The organism is Staphylococcus sp. ACRSN (assembly GCF_022346615.1).
Classification (GTDB): domain Bacteria; phylum Bacillota; class Bacilli; order Staphylococcales; family Staphylococcaceae; genus Staphylococcus.
This window is the reverse complement of the sequence record NZ_JAKRNS010000007.1, coordinates 71,528-98,336: the sequence shown is the minus strand read 5'-3', so window position 1 is coordinate 98,336 and position 26,809 is coordinate 71,528. Positions and strand designations below refer to the sequence as shown.

Annotated in this window: 26 protein-coding genes and 2 pseudogenes; 12 read left to right on the top strand and 16 right to left on the bottom strand. The window is 32.2% G+C overall.

From position 1 onward, the window contains the following. Positions 1 to 19: 19 nt before the first annotated feature. From MHZ36_RS08250 to MHZ36_RS08225, 6 genes are all read right to left on the bottom strand, one after another. Positions 20 to 1,405 (bottom strand): glycoside hydrolase family 1 protein, encoded by a 1,386-nt coding sequence (locus MHZ36_RS08250; protein WP_239231010.1) that lies wholly within the window; start codon positions 1,403 to 1,405, stop codon positions 20 to 22. 9 nt (positions 1,406 to 1,414) lie between these two features. Next, the gene (locus tag MHZ36_RS08245; RefSeq protein ID WP_239231009.1) at positions 1,415 to 1,732 is read right to left on the bottom strand and encodes a PTS lactose/cellobiose transporter subunit IIA; all 318 of its coding nucleotides are present in this window, start codon (positions 1,730 to 1,732) and stop codon (positions 1,415 to 1,417) included. 6 nt (positions 1,733 to 1,738) lie between these two features. Continuing rightward, positions 1,739 to 3,034, bottom strand: a complete 1,296-nt coding sequence (gene celB / locus MHZ36_RS08240; protein ID WP_239231008.1) for a PTS cellobiose transporter subunit IIC — start codon at positions 3,032 to 3,034, stop codon at positions 1,739 to 1,741. A 13-nt stretch (positions 3,035 to 3,047) separates the two neighbouring features. Then, complete coding sequence (locus tag MHZ36_RS08235; protein ID WP_239231077.1) at positions 3,048 to 3,362, bottom strand: PTS sugar transporter subunit IIB; 315 nt, start codon at positions 3,360 to 3,362, stop codon at positions 3,048 to 3,050. Positions 3,363 to 3,947: 585 nt separating this feature from the next. Further along, a complete protein-coding gene (locus MHZ36_RS08230) occupies positions 3,948 to 4,838 on the bottom strand; it encodes a DNA/RNA non-specific endonuclease (protein WP_239231007.1) in 891 nt (296 codons plus the stop codon). Positions 4,839 to 5,073: 235 nt separating this feature from the next. After that, positions 5,074 to 5,385, bottom strand: coding sequence for an ArsR/SmtB family transcription factor (locus MHZ36_RS08225; protein ID WP_239231006.1), 312 nt, complete (start codon positions 5,383 to 5,385; stop codon positions 5,074 to 5,076). 217 nt (positions 5,386 to 5,602) lie between these two features. Between MHZ36_RS08225 and MHZ36_RS08220 the strand changes: the two genes are divergently transcribed. The 3 genes from MHZ36_RS08220 (at position 5,603) to MHZ36_RS08210 (ending at position 9,260) form a co-directional block, all read left to right on the top strand. Beyond that, on the top strand, positions 5,603 to 6,847 hold the full coding sequence (locus MHZ36_RS08220; RefSeq protein WP_239231005.1) for a Glu/Leu/Phe/Val family dehydrogenase: 1,245 nt from the start codon (positions 5,603 to 5,605) through the stop codon (positions 6,845 to 6,847). Between the two features lie 225 nt (positions 6,848 to 7,072). Next, positions 7,073 to 8,020 carry an agmatinase family protein gene (locus MHZ36_RS08215; protein WP_239231004.1) on the top strand — a complete coding sequence of 316 codons (948 nt, stop codon included), beginning with the start codon at positions 7,073 to 7,075 and terminating at the stop codon, positions 8,018 to 8,020. Between the two features lie 16 nt (positions 8,021 to 8,036). Next, the gene (locus MHZ36_RS08210; protein WP_239231003.1) at positions 8,037 to 9,260 is read left to right on the top strand and encodes an Nramp family divalent metal transporter; all 1,224 of its coding nucleotides are present in this window, start codon (positions 8,037 to 8,039) and stop codon (positions 9,258 to 9,260) included. 227 nt (positions 9,261 to 9,487) lie between these two features. Here the strand turns inward: MHZ36_RS08210 and MHZ36_RS08205 are convergent, their stop codons facing one another. From MHZ36_RS08205 to MHZ36_RS08190, 4 genes are read right to left on the bottom strand one after another with little or no spacing between them, the layout of a single operon-like run. Continuing rightward, positions 9,488 to 10,807: an MFS transporter gene (locus MHZ36_RS08205; protein ID WP_239231002.1), complete on the bottom strand. Its 1,320-nt coding sequence runs from the start codon at positions 10,805 to 10,807 to the stop codon at positions 9,488 to 9,490. A gap of 31 nt (positions 10,808 to 10,838) precedes the next feature. Next, complete coding sequence (locus MHZ36_RS08200; protein ID WP_239231001.1) at positions 10,839 to 12,209, bottom strand: protoporphyrinogen/coproporphyrinogen oxidase; 1,371 nt, start codon at positions 12,207 to 12,209, stop codon at positions 10,839 to 10,841. Between the two features lie 30 nt (positions 12,210 to 12,239). Next, positions 12,240 to 13,109, bottom strand: a complete 870-nt coding sequence (gene dapA, locus MHZ36_RS08195; RefSeq protein WP_239231000.1) for a 4-hydroxy-tetrahydrodipicolinate synthase — start codon at positions 13,107 to 13,109, stop codon at positions 12,240 to 12,242. A 4-nt stretch (positions 13,110 to 13,113) separates the two neighbouring features. After that, a complete protein-coding gene (locus tag MHZ36_RS08190) occupies positions 13,114 to 14,607 on the bottom strand; it encodes an aldehyde dehydrogenase family protein (protein ID WP_239230999.1) in 1,494 nt (497 codons plus the stop codon). 173 nt (positions 14,608 to 14,780) lie between these two features. Here MHZ36_RS08190 and MHZ36_RS08185 point away from each other — a divergent pair, with 173 nt between their 5' ends. Next, a complete protein-coding gene (locus tag MHZ36_RS08185) occupies positions 14,781 to 15,647 on the top strand; it encodes a MurR/RpiR family transcriptional regulator (RefSeq protein ID WP_239230998.1) in 867 nt (288 codons plus the stop codon). Positions 15,648 to 15,911: 264 nt separating this feature from the next. Here the strand turns inward: MHZ36_RS08185 and MHZ36_RS08180 are convergent, their stop codons facing one another. Then, positions 15,912 to 16,250, bottom strand: a complete 339-nt coding sequence (locus tag MHZ36_RS08180; protein WP_239230997.1) for a winged helix-turn-helix transcriptional regulator — start codon at positions 16,248 to 16,250, stop codon at positions 15,912 to 15,914. Between the two features lie 90 nt (positions 16,251 to 16,340). Between MHZ36_RS08180 and hxlA the strand changes: the two genes are divergently transcribed. Both hxlA and hxlB read left to right on the top strand, forming a co-directional pair. After that, entirely contained in the window at positions 16,341 to 16,973 is a 633-nt protein-coding gene (gene hxlA, locus MHZ36_RS08175; protein WP_239230996.1) for a 3-hexulose-6-phosphate synthase, read from the top strand. A gap of 2 nt (positions 16,974 to 16,975) precedes the next feature. Further along, positions 16,976 to 17,524, top strand: a complete 549-nt coding sequence (gene hxlB / locus MHZ36_RS08170; RefSeq protein ID WP_239230995.1) for a 6-phospho-3-hexuloisomerase — start codon at positions 16,976 to 16,978, stop codon at positions 17,522 to 17,524. A 104-nt stretch (positions 17,525 to 17,628) separates the two neighbouring features. Here hxlB and MHZ36_RS08165 read toward each other — a convergent pair whose 3' ends face one another. Continuing rightward, positions 17,629 to 17,982, bottom strand: coding sequence for a winged helix-turn-helix transcriptional regulator (locus tag MHZ36_RS08165; RefSeq protein ID WP_239230994.1), 354 nt, complete (start codon positions 17,980 to 17,982; stop codon positions 17,629 to 17,631). A 124-nt stretch (positions 17,983 to 18,106) separates the two neighbouring features. Between MHZ36_RS08165 and MHZ36_RS08160 the strand changes: the two genes are divergently transcribed. After that, positions 18,107 to 19,063, top strand: coding sequence for an NAD(P)H-dependent flavin oxidoreductase (locus tag MHZ36_RS08160; protein WP_239230993.1), 957 nt, complete (start codon positions 18,107 to 18,109; stop codon positions 19,061 to 19,063). A 660-nt stretch (positions 19,064 to 19,723) separates the two neighbouring features. Here MHZ36_RS08160 and MHZ36_RS08155 read toward each other — a convergent pair. Beyond that, positions 19,724 to 19,819 (bottom strand): type I toxin-antitoxin system Fst family toxin, encoded by a 96-nt coding sequence (locus MHZ36_RS08155; RefSeq protein WP_239231076.1) that lies wholly within the window; start codon positions 19,817 to 19,819, stop codon positions 19,724 to 19,726. Between the two features lie 288 nt (positions 19,820 to 20,107). Here MHZ36_RS08155 and MHZ36_RS08150 point away from each other — a divergent pair, with 288 nt between their 5' ends. The 3 genes and pseudogenes from MHZ36_RS08150 to MHZ36_RS14320 form a co-directional block, all read left to right on the top strand. Next, positions 20,108 to 20,956, top strand: coding sequence for a M23 family metallopeptidase (locus MHZ36_RS08150; protein ID WP_239231075.1), 849 nt, complete (start codon positions 20,108 to 20,110; stop codon positions 20,954 to 20,956). A 217-nt stretch (positions 20,957 to 21,173) separates the two neighbouring features. Further along, positions 21,174 to 21,515 (top strand): recombinase family protein, encoded by a 342-nt coding sequence (locus MHZ36_RS14325; protein ID WP_275432181.1) that lies wholly within the window; start codon positions 21,174 to 21,176, stop codon positions 21,513 to 21,515. An 84-nt stretch (positions 21,516 to 21,599) separates the two neighbouring features. Further along, positions 21,600 to 21,758, top strand: a pseudogene (locus MHZ36_RS14320) (helix-turn-helix domain-containing protein); the annotation flags it as partial. A 4-nt stretch (positions 21,759 to 21,762) separates the two neighbouring features. Here MHZ36_RS14320 and nfsA read toward each other — a convergent pair. From nfsA to MHZ36_RS08130, 3 genes are all read right to left on the bottom strand, one after another. Next, positions 21,763 to 22,503: an oxygen-insensitive NADPH nitroreductase gene (gene nfsA / locus MHZ36_RS08140; RefSeq protein WP_239230992.1), complete on the bottom strand. Its 741-nt coding sequence runs from the start codon at positions 22,501 to 22,503 to the stop codon at positions 21,763 to 21,765. 69 nt (positions 22,504 to 22,572) lie between these two features. Further along, positions 22,573 to 23,163 (bottom strand): TetR/AcrR family transcriptional regulator, encoded by a 591-nt coding sequence (locus tag MHZ36_RS08135; RefSeq protein WP_239230991.1) that lies wholly within the window; start codon positions 23,161 to 23,163, stop codon positions 22,573 to 22,575. 127 nt (positions 23,164 to 23,290) lie between these two features. After that, on the bottom strand, positions 23,291 to 24,121 hold the full coding sequence (locus MHZ36_RS08130; protein WP_239230990.1) for a LysR family transcriptional regulator: 831 nt from the start codon (positions 24,119 to 24,121) through the stop codon (positions 23,291 to 23,293). A gap of 119 nt (positions 24,122 to 24,240) precedes the next feature. Here MHZ36_RS08130 and MHZ36_RS08125 point away from each other — a divergent pair, with 119 nt between their 5' ends. Continuing rightward, complete coding sequence (locus MHZ36_RS08125) at positions 24,241 to 25,392, top strand: MFS transporter (RefSeq protein WP_239230989.1); 1,152 nt, start codon at positions 24,241 to 24,243, stop codon at positions 25,390 to 25,392. A 622-nt stretch (positions 25,393 to 26,014) separates the two neighbouring features. Beyond that, positions 26,015 to 26,698, top strand: a pseudogene (locus MHZ36_RS08120) (hypothetical protein). Positions 26,699 to 26,809 lie beyond the last annotated feature (111 nt).

The following is a 26,809-nucleotide window of genomic DNA, read 5'->3' as shown; positions in this document are numbered from 1 at the left end:
TTTTCTTTTATTATAAATACTATATTCCATAATCAAATTGATTTTGCTCGGTTAACATTTTAAACCAATAACCACTCTTCTTAATCGTTCGTTTCTGGTTTTCAATATTAACAGAAATAAATCCATATCTATTTTTATATGCGTTCATCCAAGACCAATTATCCATAAATGTCCACATATGATAACCATGACAATTCGCTCCTTCTTGAATTGCTTTGCTTAACCAATATAAGTGATCTTGCAAAAATTGAATACGGTAATCATCCTCAATTCTGCCATCTTTAATAAACCTTTCTTCGTTTTCAACACCCATTCCATTCTCTGAAATAAACGATTTAATATTGCCATAATTATTTTGCAAATTAATCATAATATCATATATACCCTTTGGATAAATCTCCCATCCACGATAAGGATTCATCTTACGCCCTGGCATTTCATAATTATCAAAGTAATACTCTGGTTTAAACGGTGCTTTCGGATTAGGTATTTCTGATTTAACTTTAATTCGTCTAGGTTGATAGTAATTAACACCTAACAAATCTATTGTATACTTACTAATTAATTCAATATCTTCTTTTTCATAATCTGGTAACAAATGATGCTCTTTTAAAATTGAGACCAATTTTTGTGGAAATGTTCCTTTTGTCACTGGATCTAAAAAACTTCTATTAAAAAATAAATCAGCAACCTCTGCCGCTTCAGTATCTGCTTTATTTTCACTTCTTGGATAAGATGGCGTTAAGTTTAAAATAATACCAATTTCTCCTTCATAACCACTTTGCTTAAATAATTGAATAACTTTTGCATTAGCTAAAATTGTATGGAAAGCATACTGAATACCTCGCTTAGCATCGTTAATATCAGGATAGTGAAAATTATAGAAATAGCCGCCTTCTACTGGAACAATCGGTTCATTAAAAGTGAACCATTTCTTAACTCTATCTCCATATAATTCAAAACATTTCTTTGCATAATCAACGTAATAATCAACGACCGTTTTAGATTCAAATCCACCTTGTTCTTGTTGTTTCATAGGCATATCGAAATGATATAAATTTACAAATGGTTCAATATTGTTACTTATCAATTCATCAATTACATCACTGTAAAATTGCGCTGCTTCCTCATTAACAGCACCCGTTTCTTGATCTATCAGTCTCGTCCATGAAATCGATAATCTAAATGAATTATGACCTGTTTCTTTCATTAAATTTATATCTGCTTTATAAGTATTATAAAAATTGGAGGTTTCTCCAGGACCAACCTGATTGAAAAATCGATTTGGTTCTTGATCATACCAGAAATCCCAATTCGTTTGATCTTTTATATTCTTTGTTCCTTCTGTTTGTGTTGCACTTGCTGCACTCCCCCACCAAAACTGTTTTGGAAATGAAATTTTCATTATTCTCACCTATCCTTGTATGTTTATTTGTTTATATAAATCAATAAATTCATTTGCCATATCTTTAATTGATATGGCATTCATAAGATGGTCTTGTGAATGTATCAAAATTAAATTAAGTTCATAACCTTTGCCTTGTGCTTCGGCTTGCAATAACTTTGTTTGAAAATTATGTGCTTTATTGATTTCTTGTGCTGCTTCTGCAATTTTTTCATTAGCCGTTTTAAAATCTTTTTCTTTTGCATATTGAATGGCTTCCATCGCGCTCGATCTCCCATTACCTGCAAGTAATATAATTTGAAAAGCAATTTCTGTATTATTTTCCATAATCTATTACTCCTCATTTTGTGTATTTTTCTGTTCTTGCTTAAAGTAACCATTATCTAAAACTTTAAAGAATGGTAACCAAATGATAAAAGTTACTATTAAATTTACTAATTGTAGTACAGCACCTTGCCAAGCATTGCCTGTTGCTAAATAACCACTAATAAATATCGGTGTCGTCCAAGGTACGATAACACCCGATGGCTTAGGTACTAGTCCAAATTGCATAGAAAAGTAAGTGATAAGCGTAACGATAATTGGTGCAATAACCCAAGGTATAACAATAATTGGATTCATAATTACAGGTAATCCAAAAAGTATTGGTTCATTTACATTAAAAATAGAAGATGGCGCACCCAATTTGCCAATTTCTTTATTTTGTTGACTTCTCGCTATAATATAAATAAGTAAAATAACTACCATCGTTCCACCTGTACCACCCATGCCAACTAAGAAAGTATCAATAAATTGTTTGGTAATAATATTAGGAAGTTCTTGATGTGCTTTAAATGCTTCTAAATTTTCATTATTTAACGAATACCAAATTGGATCAAAAACGGTATTTACGATGATTTGACCATGTAATCCAAAAAACCAGAACACTTGAATTAATAACACCGCAACAATAGTGGCAGGTAAACCACTACCAAGTGCAGTTAAAGGTTGTTGTAACACTGTATATATTAAGTTTTGCAATGTTTCAAATGGTGTGAAAGAAACTATAATTCGTATAATAAGTACTATTGTTAATGTTGCAGAAATAGGTATCAGTGCACTAAATGACTTAGATACTTGGTCTGGCACACCATTAGGCATCTTAATCGTTATTTCTTTTTTACATAAAAAACTATAAATTTCACAAGCTACCATCGATACAATTAATCCTAGGAACATCCCTTTTGCTCCTAAAATTTCAACCGGTATGACACCATCCGTTTTTCCCACAACTTGTGGTGTAAGAATCAGCACACTACTCAATGCAGTTACTGCGCCATATATACCTTCAAATCCATTTTTTTCTGTCAATTTATAACCAATTCCTATAATGACAAATAGTCCCATAATTGATAATGTTGACTCTGAAGCTGGACCTACCAATTGTTGCCAAAATTCAAACTGTTGTTTTGATAAAATTTTATCTAAAAATGGAAAATTAGATATAACAATAAAAATAGACCCAAAAATAATTAATGGTAAAGCTACCATAAAACCATCTCTTAAACTCGATAGATATTTATTATTATTTAATTTATCGGCAATAGGTAATAGGATATCTTCAAGTTTTTCCATAAATTTACTTTCCATACCTTCATCCCCTTTACTTCCCAATCAATGTTAATGCTTGGTTTAAAACCCCCGCACCATCAATTCGCCCATACGCTACTGTATCGATGATATCTATAGGAATTTCAATTCCTTGTTCTTTTACGTGCTTTTCAAATTTTCTCTTCATAAATCTCATTTGCGGACCAATCAATAACACATCATAATCTTGTAACATCGAAAAGGCATTATCACTTGAAACTGCATCGATTTGCACATTTAAATCCTGCTTTTCTGCAACTTCGTTCATTTTCGAAACAAGAAGACTTGTTGACATACCTGCCGAACAAGATAATAAAATTTTTTTCATAATCAATCATCCCTCTCTTTATGTTAAATCCATCATACAATGTATACGCTTACATATTAATGTTTACTTTTTCCACTAGTAACGGCAATATTGTTTTAACTGAATAAAAGAAACCACAACAAAATAAAATAACTCTCCATTATTTACGAAGTATTTTAGCGAGTTGCTTAAAGGAATAGGACAAACTGAAGACTACAGGCTGAAGCTGTCCCCTAAGAAAGCGAGCCAGCAATAAGACATATGAATAAAAAGAATATAGATGAAGTATTGTATGTTTGATGATTAACATTATAGATTTTATATTCCAATAAAAATTTAACAAGCAGATTGTAAGGCACTTTTTCATATGTAAATTAATTATTTTTTGAACAGTATGTTGGCGAGACTCCTGAGGGAACAGGACAAGCTGAAGACTACAGGCTGAAACTGTCCCCTAGGAAAGCGAGCCAACAATAAGACATATGAATAAAAAAAGCACTCAGATAAATTAAATTCATCTAAGTGCTTTTTCTATAATTTATGTCCAGTTTCTTTCTTCTAGGATAATGTCCTAAAACTTTATCGAAAATGATTTTATTTCATTAATTAATTCGAGCCACTGTGTGTCCCATCTTTATAATTGATTTTTGCACCCTTTTGGGTATTCGAAACCCAAACATTTAAATTAACTGTTTGACCATCATCGTTAACAGAATAAGCTTGTACATGTGAACCTCTTGGTAACAGTTCACTACCATGATAGACCGGTGTCACCTTATAATACACTTTTGTTTCTGGATGATCATTAATTGCATTGCGAACTTGAGTTTCCGAGTACCCCATTCCACCGCCATTACGATCTCTATTTGTTCCAACATTTTGTGCACGCGTACCAAGCGTAAGATTATGTGTTTCCATATCTCCACCAAGAGACCAAGCTAATGAATGAGATTTGTTGTATATATAACCTCGATAACCACTCAGCTGTATGATTTCATTATTTGACTGTTCACCTTTCCATGCTTGTTTCTGTGGATTATAGACACCATCCTTATATTCACCTGCTATATGTACACCATAATCAAATGCAGGTCTTTTAATTACCTTCGAAGAATGACTTTGTACCGACTGATGTGTAACCAATGCAGTTACCGCCCCTGCTCTACCATATCGATCTAGCTTAGGATAAACTACCCAAAATTTATCTCTGCTATATTTATCCAGTAGCTTATTATCTTTGTTATTTAATACCGTTTCATTATCATTTATAAATGCATAGTTTTCACTATTGGTATTAGAATTGATTAAATTGATATCTGCCTTTGTAACTTCTGGTTGAGAGGTTTTATCTGAATCTTGTTGTAAATGATTCGTAAATGTTTCTAATCCTTGTTCAACTTTATTAAGGTCTGCTTGAGTAAAATTGCCATTACTATCACAAGCAGTTAATAACATAGTAGATAACAAAAACAAACTTATTACTTTAAGTAATTTCATGATAGTTGAACTCCTGTTTATAATTAATATACTCATTTCAATGATAAAGACTATAAGTGATTTTGAAAGAGGCTTAATTACACATTATACATTCATCAACCTTTTTATGGTACATTTATTATTTTTTGTAAAAATTCTACACTCTATAGTGTTATTATCTGTACAACAACGACTTTCATTCTGTTGGCGACGAATTTACATCAATTTATTTCTACATAGGATTTTTCATCTGACATTAACAATGCTTATGGTCCACTCTTGTTTCGATAATTACTGTATCGATGAACGTAAATAATGAAGTAATTCGCTCGTTTGTTATTTTATAGTATACATGTTTACCTTCTTGTCTAGAAGTGACCAATCCACAGCCCCTTAAGCTAGATAAATGTTGAGAAATACTAGATTGGCTTATGTTAGTAGCCATAACAATTTGGTTTACAGTAAGTGCTTCTTCTTTAAGTAATTCTAAAATTTTAATACGTATAGGATTGGATAATACATGTATAAAATCCGCTCGTTCTTCTAAAGTTACAATGTTCAAATTCACACCTCATTTAGTCAATGTTTATTAGTAATCATATTACCATTTTCTAATATGATGGACAAACCCCTTTATAACAGCCTTTTATAAAATTATCGCGGCATTATTTTCTGAATTTTTAGATAAATAACTAAAATTTTATTGATTTTAATTCTCAATAAGGCTAATATGTGTATTTCAAGTATGTATAAATATAAAGGATATTTAATAAAGGAGTAATATTATGACTGAAGAAAGTAATTTAGTATTATCTACACAACAAGTAACTAAAGCTGCTTTACATAAATTAGGTTTTGATGAAGGAATGTATGAATTAATTAAAGAACCATTACGTTTTCTAGAGGTACGTATCCCTATTCGCATGGATGACGGTACAATGAAAACATTTACTGGTTATCGTGCACAACATAACGATGCAGTAGGCCCAACTAAAGGTGGGATTCGCTTCCATCCAGATGTAAATAAAGATGAAGTTAAGGCACTGTCAATGTGGATGACATTAAAATGTGGCATCACTAACTTACCATACGGCGGTGGTAAAGGTGGGATTATCTGTGATCCAAGACAAATGAGTCAACAAGAATTAGAACGTTTATCTAGAGGTTATGTGCGCGCTGTTTCACAATTTGTTGGGCCATCCAGTGATATCCCAGCACCAGATGTATACACAAATCCACAAATTATGTCTTGGATGATGGATGAATATAGTAAAATCAACCGTTCAAATGCTTTTGCATTTATTACCGGTAAACCTTTAGCACTTGGGGGATCACTTGGTAGAAACCGTGCGACTGCGTTGGGTGCTGTTATAACAATTGAAGAAGCTACAAAACGAAAGAATATTAATATTGCTGATTCACGTGTAGCTATTCAAGGATTTGGTAATGCTGGTAGCTTCATCGCAAAAATCCTCCACGAAATGGGAGCAAAAATTGTAGCAATATCAGAAAGTTATGGTGCTTTATACGACCCTGAAGGTCTAGATATTGAACATTTATTAGAATTGAAGGAACAGCATGGCAGAGTGACGCATTTATTTGACGATGTCATACTTAACTCTGATTTATTAGAATTAGATTGCGATATTTTAGTACCCGCTGCACTTTCTAATCAAATTACAGTTGAAAATGCACCAAATATTAAAGCCAATATCATTGCAGAAGCTGCTAATGGACCGACAACTCAAGAAGCTACTGCCATCTTAAATCAACGTGGTGTTTTAATAATTCCTGATGTACTTGCAAGTGCAGGTGGTGTAACAGTTTCCTATTTTGAATGGGTACAAAACAAACAGGGTTATTATTGGTCAGAAGAAGAAGTAGAGTCTAAGCTTCGAGAGAAAATGGTTGAAGCATTTAATACTATATATGATTTAGCTGAAGATAGAAAAATGGATATGCGTTTAGCTGCTTATGTATTAGGTATCAAACGCACAGCAGAAGCTTCTCGTTTCCGAGGTTGGGCATAAAGATTATATCTTTTCACACTTTTTACAAGCCAACTTTTCTACACTAACGGGTCAATCAATGACAATTACACCTACTCAATTCTTTGTTTTTAGTAATTTTTTGTTATTAAAATTCCATAATTCCCCCTTTTCTTAAATAATTATTAATTTCTTATATTTACATTCATTTGAAATACAAAACAATAATTTATATAATTATTTACAACAAAGGGGAGGATTTACATTATGAAAAATAATATTTATGGTAATATACCTTGTTTTTTAAATAGCAAGAATCTAACAAAGACAGACACATTAGATACAGATGTCATCATTTATGGTGCACCATTTGAAGGTGAAAGTACTTGGGGTGATTATACAGGCGTTGAATTAGGTCCTAAGCAAATTAGATCTAGTTCTGCTCGCTATAGTCAGTATTTACCTGAATTAAATCACATTGATATCAGTGAACACTTATCTCTCGGTGATGTCGGTGATATTCCGTTTGTTGCTCATGATAATAAAGAAAGTTATGAAATGATTGAATCATTTATGAAACCTTTGTGGGATAGTGGAAAATTTTTAATCGGCTTTGGTGGTGAACATGGCGTCACATATCCAATTTTGAAATCATTCACAGAAACCACTGGTAAAAAGTTAGGTATCATACATTTAGATGCGCATTATGATAATATGCCTGATTATGAAGGTGAAGTCTATGCGCGTAATACACCATTTATGCATCTATATCATACAGATGGTATTAAAAATGAAAATATTATTCATACTGGTATTCATGGACCACGAAATATGCCAGAAACTGGTAAGTATGCAAATGAAGCTGGTGCGGTCACTATAACTATTAATGACATACGTTCAACTACAAATTTGAAACAATTTGCAAGAGACATATATAAACAAGCGAGTAAAGACGTTGATGCTGTTTATTTAACGATCTGTAGTGATGTATTAGATTTCGCTTTTAATCCTGGTGGACCAGTTGATGGAAACGGCATGACATCCTATGAACTCTTAACGATGATTCATGAATTTGGTGCGCTTGGTTTATGTGGCATGGACTATGTAGAAGTCTATCCAATGAACGATCCAAACCAAAATTCATCACACTTTGTTTCTACTGCAGTACTTTATGTACTTGCAGGTCATATCGCTTATTTAAATCAAACCAAATAATTGAGGAGTGATATTGATGTTTAAGGATACTAAGAAACTTTTCAAGTCAATTGGTCCTGGAATGATAATCACTGCCTCATTCATTGGCCCAGGTACGGTAACAACTATGACACAAGGTGGTGCTGGATTTGGTTATAGCTTGTTATGGGCTGTAGTCTTCTCTATTGTTGCTACAATCGTATTACAAGAGATGATTATCCGTTTAAGTCTTGTCACACGTGAAGGTTTAGGAGAAGCAATACAAGATCTATTCTCTAATAAAATTGGAAAACTGATTATCGTCTGGTTTACATTAATTGCAGTTACACTAGGTTGTGCAGCTTATATTAGTGGCGATTTAATTGGTACATCTCTCGGTGCTGCCTACCTATTACATTTACCTGAAAATGCAGTAGCACCCGTAATAGGCATTATTATTTTATTAATAGGTCTTTTCGGCAATTACCGTTTTTTAGAGAAAATCATGATTTTTCTAATGGTGGTAATGGGTATTATATTTATTACAACAATGATCGTGATTAAACCAGATGTTCTAGGCATATTAAAAGGTATCTTCGTACCTACTATACCTAATGGATCTATTATTACAATTATCGCATTGATTGGTACGACTGTCGTACCTTATAATTTTTTCATTCATTCTACAGCTGTGCATGAACGATTTGGTGATATTAAAGAATTAAAGTTTGCACGTTGGGATACAATTATTTCAATAACTATTGGTGGTATCATATCTGCCGCTATACTTATCGCAGCAGCAACACTCATACAAGGTAAAGAAGTAACAAGTATTATTCAACTTGCCGGTCCTTTGGAACCTGTATTAGGCAATGCGGCCCCATTTGCAATTAGTATTGGTTTATTTGCTGCAGGTTTATCATCAGCGATTGCTTCGCCAACAGGTGCAGCTGCTACTATAAGCAGTTTACTTGGATGGCGTGGTGGTATGGAAAGCAAAAAATATAAGATTGTTTTTACATGTATTATTATTATCGGTATTATTACATCCGCACTTGGATTTGAACCACTACAAGTATTACTTGTAGCACAAGCATTAAATGGAATTATCTTGCCTACTGTCGCTATTTTAATCTTTATTGTAATCAACAAAAAGAATTTAATGGGTCATTACGTTAACACAGTTTGGCTAAATATCATCGGCGGTATCGTCGTTATTGTTGTAACTTTTTTAGGCATCTATAGCTTAATCGATGCAATTAATAGTTTTATTCAACGATAATTCATAATCCAACTATGCACATAACAATTTTTCTTTGATATGTTTTATTGCTTTCCAAAATATCTCAATAAAAATAATAAAGCGTGGCACACCAAAATCCATTTTTATTAACCAGATTTCAGTGCGCTACACTAATAAATAGGATAAGTATTTAAAAAAGCACATGCCGAGACATTATATATCTCTCTTCATGTGCTTTTTATATTTGTATGATACCCATTTATTTTTTAAATTGATCCTGCTTCTTTTAAATTCATACTTTTAGTTTCTGGCGCCATGAAAAATGAAACCATAAACCCAATTAACAATAATAATGAAGCTATATACATTGTCATACTAACACCAAAATTTTCCAAAATAACTGGAAAGAAGAAAGTACTTATCGCAGAAGCAATACGACTTATAGTGGTCGTAAATCCACCACCCGTTCCTCTTACATGTGTAGGGAATAACTCATAAGGGTATATCCATTGATGGCTACCCATTCCTGTATTAAAAATACCATATATGATAAAGATTAAAATAATAAATATAAATGGTGTATTGCCAGCAGATAATACACCTAAAGCAAATAGTGCAATCGCTGTAATTAGAAATGGCCATATTAACGTTGGACGACGTCCATATTTTTCGACTAAATAGAGTGCTGGAAAAATACCTATTAAATAAAATAAATTTATAATAGCAGAACCTAAATATTTTTGTGATCCATCCTGAAAGCCAAATTGACCTAAAATTTCGGGAATATATGTACCTATTGCAAATGTAGTCATTACTTGTAAGGACCAAAATGTAGATACAAAAAACGTCCTTTTCCCATAACCGTTTTTAAATATAGCACTCAAATTTGTTTTCTGAGATGTTTCTATTTCATTAGATACTACAACATTTTCACCAAATACTTTTTGAACGATACTATCCGCTTCTTTGTATCTTCCTTGTTTCATTAGCCAATGTGGTGATTCGGGCATGTTTAATCGAGCTAATAACAATAGAACAATTGGTAATGCGCCACTTATAAGCATCCATCTCCAACTGCCTTGACCTAATGGTAATAAGAAATATCCTATCAAATAAGAAATTGCATAACCTATAAACCAAAAAGCATTAATGCCACCTAATAAGGCACCTCTATGCTTACTAGGGGCAAATTCACTCATTAATGAACCTGCAATTGGATAATCCGTACCTAGTGCAATACCTATTAAAAATCTTAAAATTACTAATTGTGTTGGATCTGTTACAAAAAATTGTAAGGTGGTAAATATACCAAGGAGTAGCATATCAATGATAAACATTTTTTTCCTTCCTAAAATGTCAGTAAAATATCCACCCACTAAACCTCCTATAACCATGCCACCTAAAGTACCCATGCCTAATAAACCAATCATTGTAACCGACATATTGAAATCACTTTGCATCACTGACAAAGCGATTGCGATGATTCCTAAACTGTAGCCATCTACAAATGAACTTCCGCTCGCATAAGCAAAAATTTTCATGTGAAATTTACAAAGGGGCATATCTTCCATTTCTCTCTTTTTCATGGTAAAAGCCTCCGCTCTTTATTGTAAACGCTTACAAAATATTTTGCATTTCTTCTACTTTATTAAACCCTAATAGACTATTTATATTTTGCGCTGCTGTAAAACCTGTTTGTATCGCTGTTTCTGTATAGAACGTGCCAAGATAATCTCCAGCTAAGAATAATCTACCATCAGGTTCAGTCAAAGTCGATTGTATTTGGCCACGACCTGGATATACATAAGCCGATCCATACGGGAATTTATTTACTTTTGCTTCAACCACTAAATCTTTAAATCCAGGAAACATTTCTTCTAAGTCATTTAAATATATTTCTAAAATCTCTTCTTCACTTTTCTCTATTAAATCTTTACCTCTATTTGCAGGTGAAAATGTCATAAAGCTACTTCCTTGCTCTCTTTTATTGTGCAATGCATGTACAACATTCGAATTGTGAATCAATATATCAAATGACTTTTTAGGTGTTGCGAAGGCATATATATCATCCCATACTTGCTTATTCGTTTCATTTGTTAAAAACGATGCGCTCACATGTGGACCATACTTAATTTGTTTTAATGCGTATTCTAATTTCGGACTTAAATTTTTTGTTATCTTTTGCGTTATTGGTGCTGGTGTCGCTAAAATGACATATTTTGCAGTTTCAGTATATTCTGTATCACCTATTTTATATCTTACAGTAACGAAGTCTTTATTTTTTATAACTTCAGATACCTGTGCATTTAACTCAATTTGCTTTTTCAGATGACAGGCAATCGTATTAGTCAATGTTGATGGACCACCCATGATATTTTGTGATAGTCCACCAGCTTTGTTCCAGATCATATGGAAATAACCAATCCCAGCTCCGGCCGATATCTGTTCAGGTTCCCCTGTAGAACGGCTCACTGTCGGTCTAAATATAGCATCTGCATCCAGTGGTAATTCGCCAGTAAAGTCAGTAAATGTTTTATTGTTCATAAAATCTAATATACGCTGCTGTCTAACACTATAATCTTCATGTTCAAGTTGCTTTTCAACCTTCCCATATTTGATCACTGCAGCCCTTACTTTAGCCCCCGCTTTAAGGAGTGATAATCTTGCCTTCCATGACATAGGTACTCTAAAAGGATATAGTTCGACCCTACCATTCAGTAATAGTTTGCCATTTAAATGCATTGCCGATAACTTTCCTGGCACCGGTAACGATTTGACACCAACAGATTTTAATAATTCATCAGTTGCTGATCCTTTGCCTGCATATACATGACCACCCCAGTTCATCCAATAGTTGCCTCTTCTTTCAGACATTACACGTCCGCCAACTCTATTTTCTGACTCTAAGAGTAAAATATCATGATTCTTCAATCTCCATGCTGCTGATAAACCAGCCAGTCCACCGCCTATAATAATTACATCTTTCATTATATGCACCTTCTCACTTTTTAATTTAACTTAATTTAGGTACGCTTTTATCTTTGCTTCAAACTCAGAAGATGCAGGCTTTAATGGTAATCTACATGTTGTATCTGCAATACCTAATGCCTTTAATCCTGCTTTAACAGTGCCAGGAACAGTTTCTTCTTCTAACAATTGATATAATGGCAATAATGTTTTATTCAATTCTGCTGCTTCTTGCAGCTTTTCTTCTTGTATTAATTCATAGAGCTTAGCAATTTTATCCGGTACTAAATTATGCACCAAACCAATTGCACCTGCACCTCCAAGCGATAAGGTCGGTAAAAATAAATCCTCAAAGCCTGTTAACAATGCAAAATCAGGATTATCTTTAACTAGCGCAAATAATTTTGATGTATGGATACCATCTGCAGTATTTTTGATACCAATTACACCGTCTATCTTACTTATTTGATTAATTAGTTCTGGTGTTAATTCTACTCCCGTCGCATCTGGATAATGGTATATTACAATTCCAACATCTGTATTATCAGCAATGTGTTGATAATGTTCTATAATCCCTTTATCACTGGTCACCATATAATATGGATTAATAACTAATGCACTATCTACACCAACGCTTTCTGCATATTGAGTTAACTCAATGGTATCTTTTGTTCTATGACAACCTGTTCCTGCCATCACTTGAACACGTTTGTCCACTGTTTCTGTTACAAATTTAATAATTGCTTTACGTTCATCAAAGGTCATTAATGAATATTCCCCCGTACTACCTCCTACTAAAACGCCATGAATACCACCATGAATCACATGTTCAATAAGCTTAGCGTATGCTACATAATCTATTTCACCATTCTCTAACATTGGTGTTGGTAAAGCTGCAATCATTCCATATGGTTTATACATATACTTACCTCCAATTAATATTTATCATTACGCTTTTTACTTCTGTATAACTTTGAATGCCGTATTCGCCACCCATTTCACGTCCTATACCTGATTGTTTATATCCACCAAATGGCATAGTTTCCAATTCAAGACCAACTGTATTAATCCAAACTGTTCCAGCTTTTAACTTTTTGGAAATATAATGTCCTTGCTTAATATTTTGTGTCCAAACACTAGATGCTAATCCATAATCACTATCATTAGCTCTCGCAATTACTTCCTCAATCTCATCAAATACAAAGACTGCCATTACCGGTCCAAATATTTCTTCACGCGCAATGGTCATTTCATCTTCTACATCTGCAAATATTGTAGGTTCCACATAGTACCCTTTATCAAATTTACTATTTCCACCTGCAACCAGACGTGCACCTTCTTTTCTTCCTATATTAATATACTCTAAAACTTTTTCTTGTTGACGCTTTGAAATAAGTGGACCCATATCTGTTGTTTCATCTAGACTAGGTCCAATCGTTACTTCTTCAGCCCTTTGCTTTAATCCAGTAATAACCTCATCATATATTTCTCTATGCACATAAACTCTTGTACAGGCACTACAATTTTGTCCGTGATTATACATTGTGCCATTAAATGCACCTTCAATCGCTTCGTTCAAATCTGCATCCTTTAAAATGATTGCAGGTGATTTTCCACCTAATTCAAGTGTCACATTTTTTATTTGATCAGCCGCGCCTTTCATTACTGACTTACCTACACCAGTAGAACCCGTGAATGCAACTTTATCTATATTTTCATGGGCTACAATGCGTTCACCAACTGTGCGCCCAGGTCCTGGAATAATGTTCACGACACCGTCAGGAAAACCTGCTTCCTTAAATAACTTCGCTGCATATAATAATGACAACGGCGTTTCAGTTGCTGGCTTAATCACAATCGTACAACCAACAGCCAATGCTGCCCCTAACTTCCATGCAGCCATCAATAATGGAAAATTCCAAGGAATAATTTGACCAACTACACCAATAGGTTCATGCAATGTGTAACTGACTAAATCATTAGAAATTTGTGTTGTTTTACCATTAATTTTTGTTGCAAAACCGGCATAATATTCAAATTGTTGAATCGTGCCATCAATGTCATCTGCTAAAGCAACTTCGTAAGGTTTACCACTATCAATAGATTCTAACTGAGCTAGTTCCTCTCTATGTTCTTTTAGCAAACGTGCAAATTCGTAAATAATATTCGCTCTTGTATGCGCTTCCATTTTTGTCCATAAACCATTATCAAATGCTTCTCTCGCTGCCTGTACAGCTTTATCTACATCTTGTTCATCCGCTTCATGGACTTTGGCAATTACACTTTCATCTGACGGATCTAATACCTCAAACAATTCATTATTACTAGATACCTGATACTGACCATTGATATAAAGTGGTATATCATTTTCTAAAAATGCTTGGACTTCTTTTTTTAACTCACTTCTTTTTACATTCAACACTTTATGCCCCCTTTTGAGTATTTAATGGCATATTACCACCTAAATGAACAGAAGTAAATCATTTTATTGTAAAAAGGAATATTTTTGTTCTTTTTCAGAATTTTTATTCTTTCCACTTCTTTGATATGATATAGAAAATAACGTTGATGACTAGAAATGAGGTGCAACCAATGGATTTTGAATTTGATTTAAAAGCTAAAATTGTTAATACTAAAAAATCACTCCCTAAAAAACAGCAGAAGTTATGTGATTATATACTTAAGCATTTCGAAGACTTAGGTTTGATAACGATAAAAACATTATCAGAAGAAGCTGAAGTCGGCATTTCAACCGTTATGCGTACCATTCATGCCCTAGATTACGATAATTTCAATGACTTCCGAAAAGATATATACAACAGTGCATTGCCAAATGATTCAAAATTCACTCTTAAGAATGCATTTATTGAAAGTGGTAAAGTCAAATCTCATACCTTAACACATGTATGGGATAAGAGTGTAACTTTACTAAATCAATCGTTAAAACCTGATTTAATCTCGTCATTCGATCATGCTGTAAATTTAATTGAACAAGCCAATAATATATATGTATTAGGAACCCGCCCTTATAAAACAACAGCACTTTACTTAGAACATTTACTTAATGAATTCAATTTAAGTATTCATCAACTCAGTTATGATACAGATTCGATATTTGATAAAACTAAAAAAATGGCTAATAATGATCTACTAATCGCATTTTCATTCGAACCTTATACCCATTCAGTAATAAACGCTATAAAGGAAACAAAATTACAAGGCAACGATATTATATTAATTACTGATCATGACACTTCACCTTTAATTGAATTTAGTAACGTGACACTAAAATTATCTGTAAGAAAGGACCATTTCTCTATTCTACCGATTATTGCTTTAATCGATGCTATCGTATTAGAGTTAGGAAAAAGAACTTCCGATACCTCACTCGAACATTTAGATAAATTAGAAGAAGTATTGAACAGAAATCACGTTACTTACAACCCTACTAATAGTTAATCAATATAATTGCTTAACTAAAAATGTAAAAATCTTGGACGTAAATCCAAAAAAAATAGTCTATGCCATCACAAATCATGATCAATTTCCTCCTAATATTGAGACAATAATTGACTTTGAAACGATTAAAGGACATCTTATTAAATAAGTTGTCCTTTTTAATATGACTTATGATAATCATCAATCATGTTAAATCATAATTTAACTGAAAGTAAATTGACGGTTGTGAAGTGAAAATGGCGCAAATAGAACTTAGATACATCATTAATTGTTAAGTAACTTCAAATATTCATCTCCCCATTCACAAATACCATAAACCACATTGTCGAGAGACAAACCAATATCAGTTAATTGATATTCAACTTTTGGAGGCACTACTGGATATACAGTCCTTTTTACTATCATATCCTTTTCAAGCTCTCTTAATTGTCTGATTAACATTCTTTGATTAATATCTGGTAACTTTTTTTCTAATTCATTCAGTCTAAGTATTTTTGATTGTAATAAATGATAAATAATAGGGATTTTCCATCGACCACCAATTACTGATAAAGCTAAATCTTTAGAAGTGTAAAATAATTTATCATTATATTCTATTAACATATTTCTCTCCTTAGTGACAGGTTTGTCAGTATTGTAATTATTAGGAAATGATATCATACTAAATACATAATATATAGGAGGTAATAACATATGGAATTACAACTAGCAATTGATTTATTGAATAAAGAGGAAGCAACAAAACTTGCGAATAAAGTTAAAGATTATGTAGATATAGTAGAAATTGGTACACCAATCGTGATTAATGAAGGTTTACCAGCGGTTCAACACTTAAATGATAATATTGATGGTGTAAAAGTATTAGCAGACTTAAAAATTATGGATGCTGCAGACTATGAAGTAAGCCAAGCAGTTAAATTTGGTGCAGACATAGTAACAATTTTAGGCGTTGCAGAAGATGCATCAATTAAAGCTGCAGTTGATGAAGCTCATAAACATGACAAACAATTATTAGTAGATATGATTGCAGTACAAGATTTAGAAAAACGTGCTAAAGAGTTAGATGATTTAGGCGCAGATTATATCGCTGTTCATACTGGTTATGACTTACAAGCTGAAGGTCAATCACCTTTAGAAAGTTTACGTAAAGTTAAATCTGTAATTAGTAATTCTAAAGTAGCAGTTGCTGGCGGTATTAAACCAGATACTATTAAAGACATTGTTGCAGAAGATCCTGATTTAATTATTGTTGGTGGTGGCATTGCCAATGCTGATGACCCTGTAGAAGCTGCTAAACAATGTAAAGCTGCAATTGAAGGAAAATAATTATGTCAGAAATCACAAACTATCGTTTAATACTTGATGAATTAGACCATACACTATCACATGTTAAAGATAGTGAAGCAAAATCCTTTTTAACACAAGTGGTTGAATCGAATCAGATATTTGTTGCAGGCAAAGGTCGTTCAGGCTTTGTAGCAAATAGTTTTGCAATGCGTTTAAATCAATTAGGCAAATATGCACATGTTGTGGGTGAATCTACGACGCCTTCTATTACCGAAGAAGATTTGTTTATTATCCTTTCTGGCTCAGGTTCGACAGAGCATTTAAGATTATTAGCAGATAAAGCTAAATCTGTAGGTTCAGAAGTCATATTATTGTCGACAAATCCGTCATCAGCAATTGGTGAACTTGCCAATGCAGTGATTGAGTTGCCAGCTGGGACAAAATATGATGCTGGCGGTTCAGCACAACCTTTAGGCAGCCTATTTGAACAAGCATCACAATTATTTTTAGATAGTATTGTTTTGGATTTAATGACTGAGTTAAAAGTTGATGAAGAAACGATGCAACAAAACCATGCAAACTTAGAATAAATATAAAAAGCTATAGAAAAATGATATGAAATTTGATTTTGAAATGATCGAAGAGACTACTTAAAAATAAGTAGTCTCTTTTAATATATTTTTATTAATTTGGATTAAATTTCTCCATATTCCCTTCCATAGGTTTCCATCATATCTATAATTGGCATGAGTGCTTGGCCCTTTTCAGTTAGACTATACACAACTTTAGGTGGGACCTCTGCATAAACAGTTCTGTTAACAATACCATCACTTTCTAACTCTTTTAATTGTTTCGTTAATGAACCTTGAGAAATACTTGTTAAAAATTTTTTTATTTCTCCAAATCTGCGACCATTCTCTTTTAAATACCATAAAATTAAATTTTTATATCTTCCTGACAACACATTTTGTGTATATGCAATACCGTGCATATCACGATGATCTTCCACAAAGGATTCATCAAATCCATAATTACATATTTTAACCATATAAATCCCTCCAAATCCCAATAGTACATTTTTTAATACTATGTCATTATTTATTGCCTACTTCATTAATAGAATTAGATATATTAATATACTATATACACTAAAAATTGGAAAGGATATATATATGAAAAGTAGAGTAACAGAAATTTTTAATATAGAAAAACCTATTATTCAAGGCCCTTTAAATTCATTAACTAATCCTAAATTCATTGCCTCTGTCAGTGAGGCTGGTGGTTTAGGTATAATGGGACCTAATTCTGGAGAAGCAAGGGTTACACGGTCACCAATTGAAACAACAGAACGCATGAGAACTGAAATTAAAAAGCTTAAAAAACTAACAAACAAGCCATTTGCTTCAACGATTATGGTTAGCGAAGATCTTACTTATACAGATTATATCGTTGATATGCTTATTGAAGAAAGCGTGCCTATAGTATTAATTAATGGATTATTAGATCAAGAAATATTTAATAAATTAAAAGCAAACAACATTAAAATTATATTCCGACCTATTACACCAACAACAGAAAATGCAAAGGCTGCTGAAGCTATGGGTGCAGACGTATTTGTAGCTACTGGCTTTGATGAAGGCGGCACAGTACCTGAACGTGTAATTGGTACTTTTTCAATTGTACCGATGATTGCCGATGCAATTAACATTCCAGTCATTGCAGCTGGTGGTATTGGTGATGTCAGAGGTGTAAGAGCCTCCTTCAATTTAGGTGCAGAAGGCGTTTATGTTGGTAGTGTACTTATCCCAACTTATGAAAATCCTGCTGCTGAAAATGTAAAACAATATATTGTTGATTCAAATGCTGAAGATTTAATTCTTTTCAGAACACTTCCCGCTTATTATCGATCTCTACCAGGTAAATTAGCTACCGAATTAGAAACTATGGATAAAAATGGAGATACTAATGAAGCAATCGCTAAGCATATGGGAGCAGGAAGAAAAATGAGGCTGGGTATGGTTGAAGGAGATACCGAAAATGGTTATGTCTCAGTAGGCACGGGTATTAGTCCTATCCAATCTATACGGAGTGTAAAAGAAGTGATTGATGATTTAATGCAAGATTTTTAGAGACATTAATTTGTAATTGTTTATATAAATGAGAAAAAGGAGTGTTATCATGAATGAAACAATGAACTTATTAAAAAATCATAGTTCTATAAGAAAATTGAAAATAAAATTTATGTTATAAAACGAAATAATGATAGTGGTAAAAGCACTCTAGTCAAAATCCTAGGTGCTTTTGAAATTTTTGATGAAGGGAATTTTAAGTCTGACGCTAAGGGTATTTTATTCCTGACAAATGAAAGTTTTGGAGGAATTTTATTAAGTAGTTTTTTGTTTTTACTAGCGAACAAATTTCAATCACATTATCACTTTTTAACTTGCAATAGTTTTCCTTATTAAAATGCAAAAAAGATAAATAGAGTCATAAAATATTAAACTAGATAATAAGGTACTTGTTGCTCGCCCGTTATAAGACCCTTTTATTATTTATAGTTTACCTATAAAAGTTAAAGTGATAATCATTGTATCAAAGAAAATTATTGTTAGAAGTCCTATAACACTCCCTACCTTATTTTATTCTCCTATATAAATACTAATTTTGCATTCCGTTCCACTATGATGTTATAATTTATTTAACGAAAATAAGTATTCACTTATACACCAATCCCCTCACTATGCCAGTAGTGAGGGGATTTTTGTTGGTGTGGCTTAACTTAATGCCGCCTATGATTTATTGCGTTTACTTAGCCAATAAGCAAAATACGCAATGGCACAGCCACTGATGACTGGCGCTATGATGTGAACGAAAATAAGTATTATCACTTTATACACCTCCTCTCTACGTCAAATTGACGCCTGAGAGATAGGAGACACTATAATTATACTCTTTTGGATTGTAATTATCATGGGACTTGTTGCTTTTGCTTTAACGATGATTTTTTCAGAGTTACTGATTTTTGAAGATAAAGACTATAGATAGTTATTTAAAATATAGAATATATTAAATACTATGAAGGACATATTTTTATTGATAGAGTACTAAATAACAAATATAAATTAAAAGATAAATAGCATTAAATGTTAGGGGTGTTTAATAAATTGAATAATGTGTCTAAAAATATCATATATACTATTGAAAGAAAAAATTACAAAGTGCTATACAATTTTTTTAACGATAACCTTAAAAGTAATATAAAAAAAAGAACTGTTAAAAAAATACTGAACTCTTACGTAAAAAGAAATATTGAACATTACTTATATAAAAAAATAGATTTACATTTCTCTACTCAGTATGTGTTTTTTGATAAATCACATCAAGGAGGGATAAGCTTCACGCTTAATTCAGATAATTTAATTGAATATATTCTCTTTAAACCTTTAAATATTGAGGATAATGGAAAAGTTACCCGACTTCAATATTCGATGCCTATAGATAAAACATGGGCTGTTGTTTGGGGAGGGCATAATGAATTATTGAATTATCATTATCCTTATGTAAATCAACGGTATGCATATGATTTGGTCATAAGAAAAGATAACAAAAATTATGTTGGAAACGGTGAGACTAACAATGACTATTTTGCATTTAATCAAGAGCTGTTCTCCCCCCAAGAAGGAGTCATAGTAGATACCCAAAACAGCGAAAAGGATAATATACCTGGTAAAATGGCAAAAGAAAAACCATTAGGCAATTATGTTGTTATTCGCCATAGTGAAAAAGAATATAGCTTAATAGCGCATTTAAAATATCAATCTATAGTGGTAAAACCAGGAGATGTAATAAAAAAAGGACAATTATTAGGGAATTGTGGAAATTCAGGAAATTCAACAGAGCCTCACATACATTTTCAATTGATGGACAGCCCAACATTATTTAATGATTGCCATTCTCTTAAAATTAATTTTTCTAGTGAATATACACCCATTCAAGGTGATTTAGTAACTTGGGATAGTTAAGACAAATATTAATACTAATACAACCAATCGTCTTTGACACAAAACCTCTTAACTATAAATTAAGAGGTTTTCCTTGGACATTAAACTCTATAAACTTGTATTATAATCAATTTATCAAAAAACATGAATTTTTAGACTACGAAAGTCGCATTTATTTACACCGGGAATTAGATTTCGTTAATAAGCACCCATAAAACGATAAAAAGGTAATACTCAAATGGCTAAAATTGGTTATGCGCGTGTATACACACAAGATCCAAATCTTGATGGCCAGATTGATACACTTAGAGAATATGGTTGTGAACGTATCTTTAGCGAGAAAAAGAGTGGTCACAAAACTAAGCGAACGGAAATTGATAAATGCTTAGATTATTTACGTGAAGACGATATTTTAGTTATCTATAAACTAGATCACCTTGGCCGAACAACAAAGCAATTAATTGAGTTATCTCAATGGTTAGATGATAAAAGTATTGATTTACATATTATAGATTATGAACATATCACCCAAGGACGCAATGAGCAAATTGTTCTTTACCATGATGAGTCCATTCGCTGAACTTGAAGCCAATTTATTAAGTGAACGGACGAAAAAAGGACTAGACGTAGCACAGCAAGAGACCAAAAAAGTAGAAGGCCTTCATTACCAGAGCACAAGAAAAGAGAAATCAAATTCTTATATGATGAACAAAAACTTACAGGTAAAGAGATTGCTAAACAGACTGGAGTAAGTAGGTCTACAGTGTACAGAGTTATTAAAAAAAAGAATGGCGAGAGTTTCCCACTATTCTTATTTTTATAGAAAGTTAGTGTTTAGATAATCCTCTTTTATTGAGAAAATCTTTAATAAATGTTCTAGGTAAACGATTCAAACTACTAACTGCTGTTTTAGCCCATGCTCTATCTGATAATTCACCAGAACGTAATGAATAATAAGTTTTCGTATCCTTATTGTATTGTTTTATAACATCCATTTTATCAAGTTTGTATTTGTTTTCATGATATATACCTTCAAATGGAATTCTTGGTTTTTTATCATTTTCTTCTGAAGGATAGCCAACGGCTAAGCCAAATACAGGGTATACATAGTCTGGAAGTTCTAACAAATCAGATATTTCAATAATACCATCTCTTACACCACCAATATAACACACGCCCATACCCAATGATTCTGCTGCTATAACTACATTTTGTGCTGCTAAAGAGGCATCGACAGCACCTACAATTGTTGCATCAACTCCCTGTATAGTTTTTTCTATATCTATATCTAATTCTTCGGACATTAGCTTATTTCTGTATAAATCAGCGCAGAATATCAAAAGGTGCCCTGAGTCTTCGATAAATGGCTGATTACCAGCATACTTAGCAATTTTTCCTTTTATTATTGGATCTGTAACTCCAATAATTGAATAACTTTGTTGATAACTTGCTGTTGATGCCGCTTGTCCAGCTTCGACAAGTTGCTCAATTTGCGTTTCATTTAAGCTAATATTTTTGAATGCACGTACTGATTTATGATTTAAAATTGTTTCAATTGTTTGGTTCATGTTCAATCTCCTTTGAATTTTAATTTTTTACTATTTAGTACAAAATAAGTTAAATAAAATAGCAAACAATCATGGAAAATTTGCCATTATACTTTTAACAGTGACTTTTGCAGTATCTAAATCAGGTATGAACGCGTTAAGCGCCCTCAATCCATAAAAACTACATAAATAATTTCTTGCTAAATCATCAACGGATATATTTGATTTAATTTCCTTAGAATCGATACCACTTTGAATTACCTCTTTTATTATAGATTCTAAGTGATTAGCATGAATACGAGACCAATGTGAAACAGTTGGATCGTTCTTCCAATATTCCATCGAAGCATTGATTAACATACAACCCTTTGCACTTTCTTTAAAATCTTCTTCCACAGCCCAAATAAGCAGATTCTCTAAATTTTGTTTAACTAAATTAGTTTGCTTTAAAATATTCCTCTGTGTTTCTATCCAAAATTCATGATATCGTTTTAAAGCTTCTTCATATAATTTATGCTTACTGCCAAAAGAATTATATAAACTACCACGTCCTAAACCTGTTCTGTTACATAAATCTTCAGTAGAACATGCTTTATATCCTTTTTCCCAGAAAACATCGATTGCTGCGTCTAATACATCTTCTTTACTATATTCAAGTGGTCTGCCACTGTGTTTTTTCATGAAAAACTCCTCATCAATTTATTATATGCTACGTATTATAGATATTTTGTACTAATTAGTCAAAAATGTTACATATACCAATCATCATGAAAATGCGACTGATTAGGATGTACTTTTATTACACTGCTTATTCATTTATAATACTCCATACTTTTTGCAATATTTCTTTATTATATGCTATGAGACCAACTTCCCTTGAATGATTTTCCAATTCTCTGATTAAAAGATTCATATTTTCAACTCGTGTTATTAATGATTGAGGAATGATTGTAATTCCTTGTTCAGCCTTAACATTAGCCAATATGGACTCTAAATCACTTTTGTATTCAATATTCATCTTAAATTTAGAGAAATGTTTTTGTATAAAAGATAAAGTATCACATGGTGGATTAAGAATAAGTATCTTTTCATTTATTAAATTACTAGCAAATATACTATCGGATAGCCTTAAATCGCTAGTTTTTGGAAAGACCACCATATATTTTTCACGATATAAAATTTCACTATAAAGTTGATTAGTTTCTGTAGCAGTTATGTCTCCAATAATTACATCTATATCCCCATTATGTAAGTGATCAAGTAAAATTTGAGTGTTACTTTCAATTTTTATGGAAAGTCTTTGATTTATTAATGCTTCTTTTTGCTCAGCCCATTTATACAATGAAAAGCTTGGTAATAGACCAACTCTAATTGTTGCGTCTCCATTTTTTGAAGTTTCTGCTTTTAATTCGTCTATATCGTTTTTTATAATCTTAACTTTACTCAAAACTAACTCACCATGCTCAGTTAAAAATATGCCTCGAGAGGTTCTATAAAACAGGTCACTTTCAAAATATTCTTCAACATGCTTAATTCTCTTACTAAGCGCTGGGGTACTGATATTAAGTAGCTTAGAAGCATGGTTAAGGCTCTGATGTTCAGCAACTTTTATGAAATCCTCTATGTATTCAATATTCATATATTACTCCCTCTATTAACTTTTCTTTAATACCACTCTTAATGTATTCATTATTCCATTAATTACAATATAATACTACGCTAAAATACATAAATATATTTGTTAGGAATGATTAAATCATGAAGAAAATTTGGATTTTAACATTAGGTATGTTTGCCTTAGGGATGGATACTTATATTGTGGCTGGATTATTACCTGATATGGGAAAGAGTTTTAATAAAAGTAGTGCTGAAATAGGGCAAGGCGTTACTGTTTTTACCTTATTTTTTGCTTTATCAGCCCCTGTTTTTTCAACTATACTAGCTAAGTATTCTGTGAAAAACATTCTTTTACTGGCTTTATTAACTTTTGGATTAGCTAATTTGATTACTATGCTATCTCCAAACTATTCAATATATATCTTATCCAGATGTATAGCTGGACTAGGTGCAGGATTATTCTCTCCTATGGCAGTTAGTTCGGGTGGACACTTAGTAAGGCAAAAAAATAAAGGAAAAGCATTAGCTTTTATAGTAGGAGGTATGAGTGTAGGTACGGTTGTTGGAGTTCCCATAGGCTTACAATTAGCTATTTTAATTAATTGGAGGTTTGCTATAGGTATAATTGTAATTTTAAGTATAGTTGCCTTTATAAGCACCTATTTTTTACTTCCTGATTTTAAACTACCTTCAGCACCTAGCTTGAAAGATAGGTTCTCACTTTTTATAGATCCACATGTATTAAGAGTGGTATCTGTAACTGTATGTGCAGCAATTGCAAGCTTGGGTTTGTATACCTACCTCTCTCAAGTTATAAGCGAAGCCATTTCACCACATTACATTACACTTTTCTTAACTACTTGGGGAATTGGAGGATTAGTAGGGAGTTTTGGAGTCGGTTTAGTCATTGATAAATTTAAAAACACCCAAATTTTGATGCTTATCATTTTAGTCACTCTAGGTATTAGCATAGTGTTAATACCTACACTCATTAAAATACCTATTTTAGGACTTATACCATTCATATTATGGGGAGCTATGGGATGGGCTACCCAAGCACCTCAACAGCATATATTATTAAAAAATCATTCTGAACATGGCAGCACATCTGTGGCTTTAAATAGTTCTCTAAATTATTTAGGAAGTGCGATTGGTGCTGCATTAGGTGGTTTATTACTTGCACAAGGATTATCAACTAGCATATTAATTTATTGTAGTGTTGCTGTAGTTATTCTAGCTATTATTATTCAATTAATAAATATCTTTATTGATAGGAAAAGTATAAAAATTTAAATAAGTAGTATAAAGCCCACTATATCAATAGTAGTGGGCTTTATTTGTAATGGTACTTATCCAATATCTTAAGTTTTAATTATTACATTACATTCTTTAATGTAATTGTTATAGATCACTAATACCAATATTCTATTATGGGAACTAAAGTATCTTAACGCTTTGGATAGTAGTTTTTTCAGGAATAAAAGCATGGTTGGACTTAATATATAATTCAGCTGAACTATCATTTATATTTACTCGATAATAATCCACACTTCCACTTCTTTGATTATCACTTTTTCCCACAACAGATAGATTTTTGCTTTCTTTTAAAAATTTATAAGTTTTTTCATCTTGAGAAATTTTTTTAGTTTTTTATCCTCGTGATTTTCAATATAATTATTTATTTGCTTTTCACTTTGGTGTAAATTCCACTTATCAAAGAGCAAAAAGTTCAAAAATAAATACATAATAATTATTAATAGTAATGCAACACTAAAATATATAATTTTTTTCAATATTTTTATACTTTTTCTTTAAATAGCTGACAATATTTTAACATATGTGATAAATTTAAAATACATAAATATTATAATGCATTTAAAATTTTAAAATTAAAGGAAGTGTTAAAATGTAATTCATCTCTAAAGTAGTAGTGATTAGTTTATCTATTTTGTTCTGTGGCTTATATCCATTATCACTACATACTACAGAAGCTAAGGAAATGCACCATACAGAACCAGATAATATTAAACTCTTCGCTAAATACGATAAAAATCAAGTTGACGAAGAAACAATGAATAACTTTAAAGAGATTAGTAAAAATGATCCACATGTATTTATTAAACAAGAACAAGGTAATGTAATTGTTGAAGATTATGTACCCAATCCTGATAAAAAGTCAGAAACCTTAAAAAGCGACGATAATAGTAATACGAAAGTTATAAATTTTTCAGACTTTGTTGGAAATATGGACGATAATAATGAAAATCATATGAAAGATGGTACAACTTTAGAAAGTATGTCATACAAGAGGCAAAATGACGGGCAAAAAGTAAAAAAAGGTACGCATACACATTGTAATAGATTCAACGGAACTAAATCAGATCATAGATATTGGTCTAAGAAACACCCAAGGGCGTTTACAGACTTTTACAAAAGTGATTGTGATTACCATGCTATGGCTTACGGCTGTAGTTCTATAGGTTCAATGACTAAATGTGATGGATGAAACATTAGGAAAAAAGGCATTAAAGACTGTTCTTCTTGGAAGGGCACCCCAAAACATAAAAATTGGTCTAAAACTGTATGGTATAGAAATTAATACATACTAATAATTTAAAAAGAGCAAGGTTAACATTTTTGCAACAGCTCATCTCAAGAACACTATTTTGCATTACCAACCACTATGATGTTATAATGTAATTAACAAATA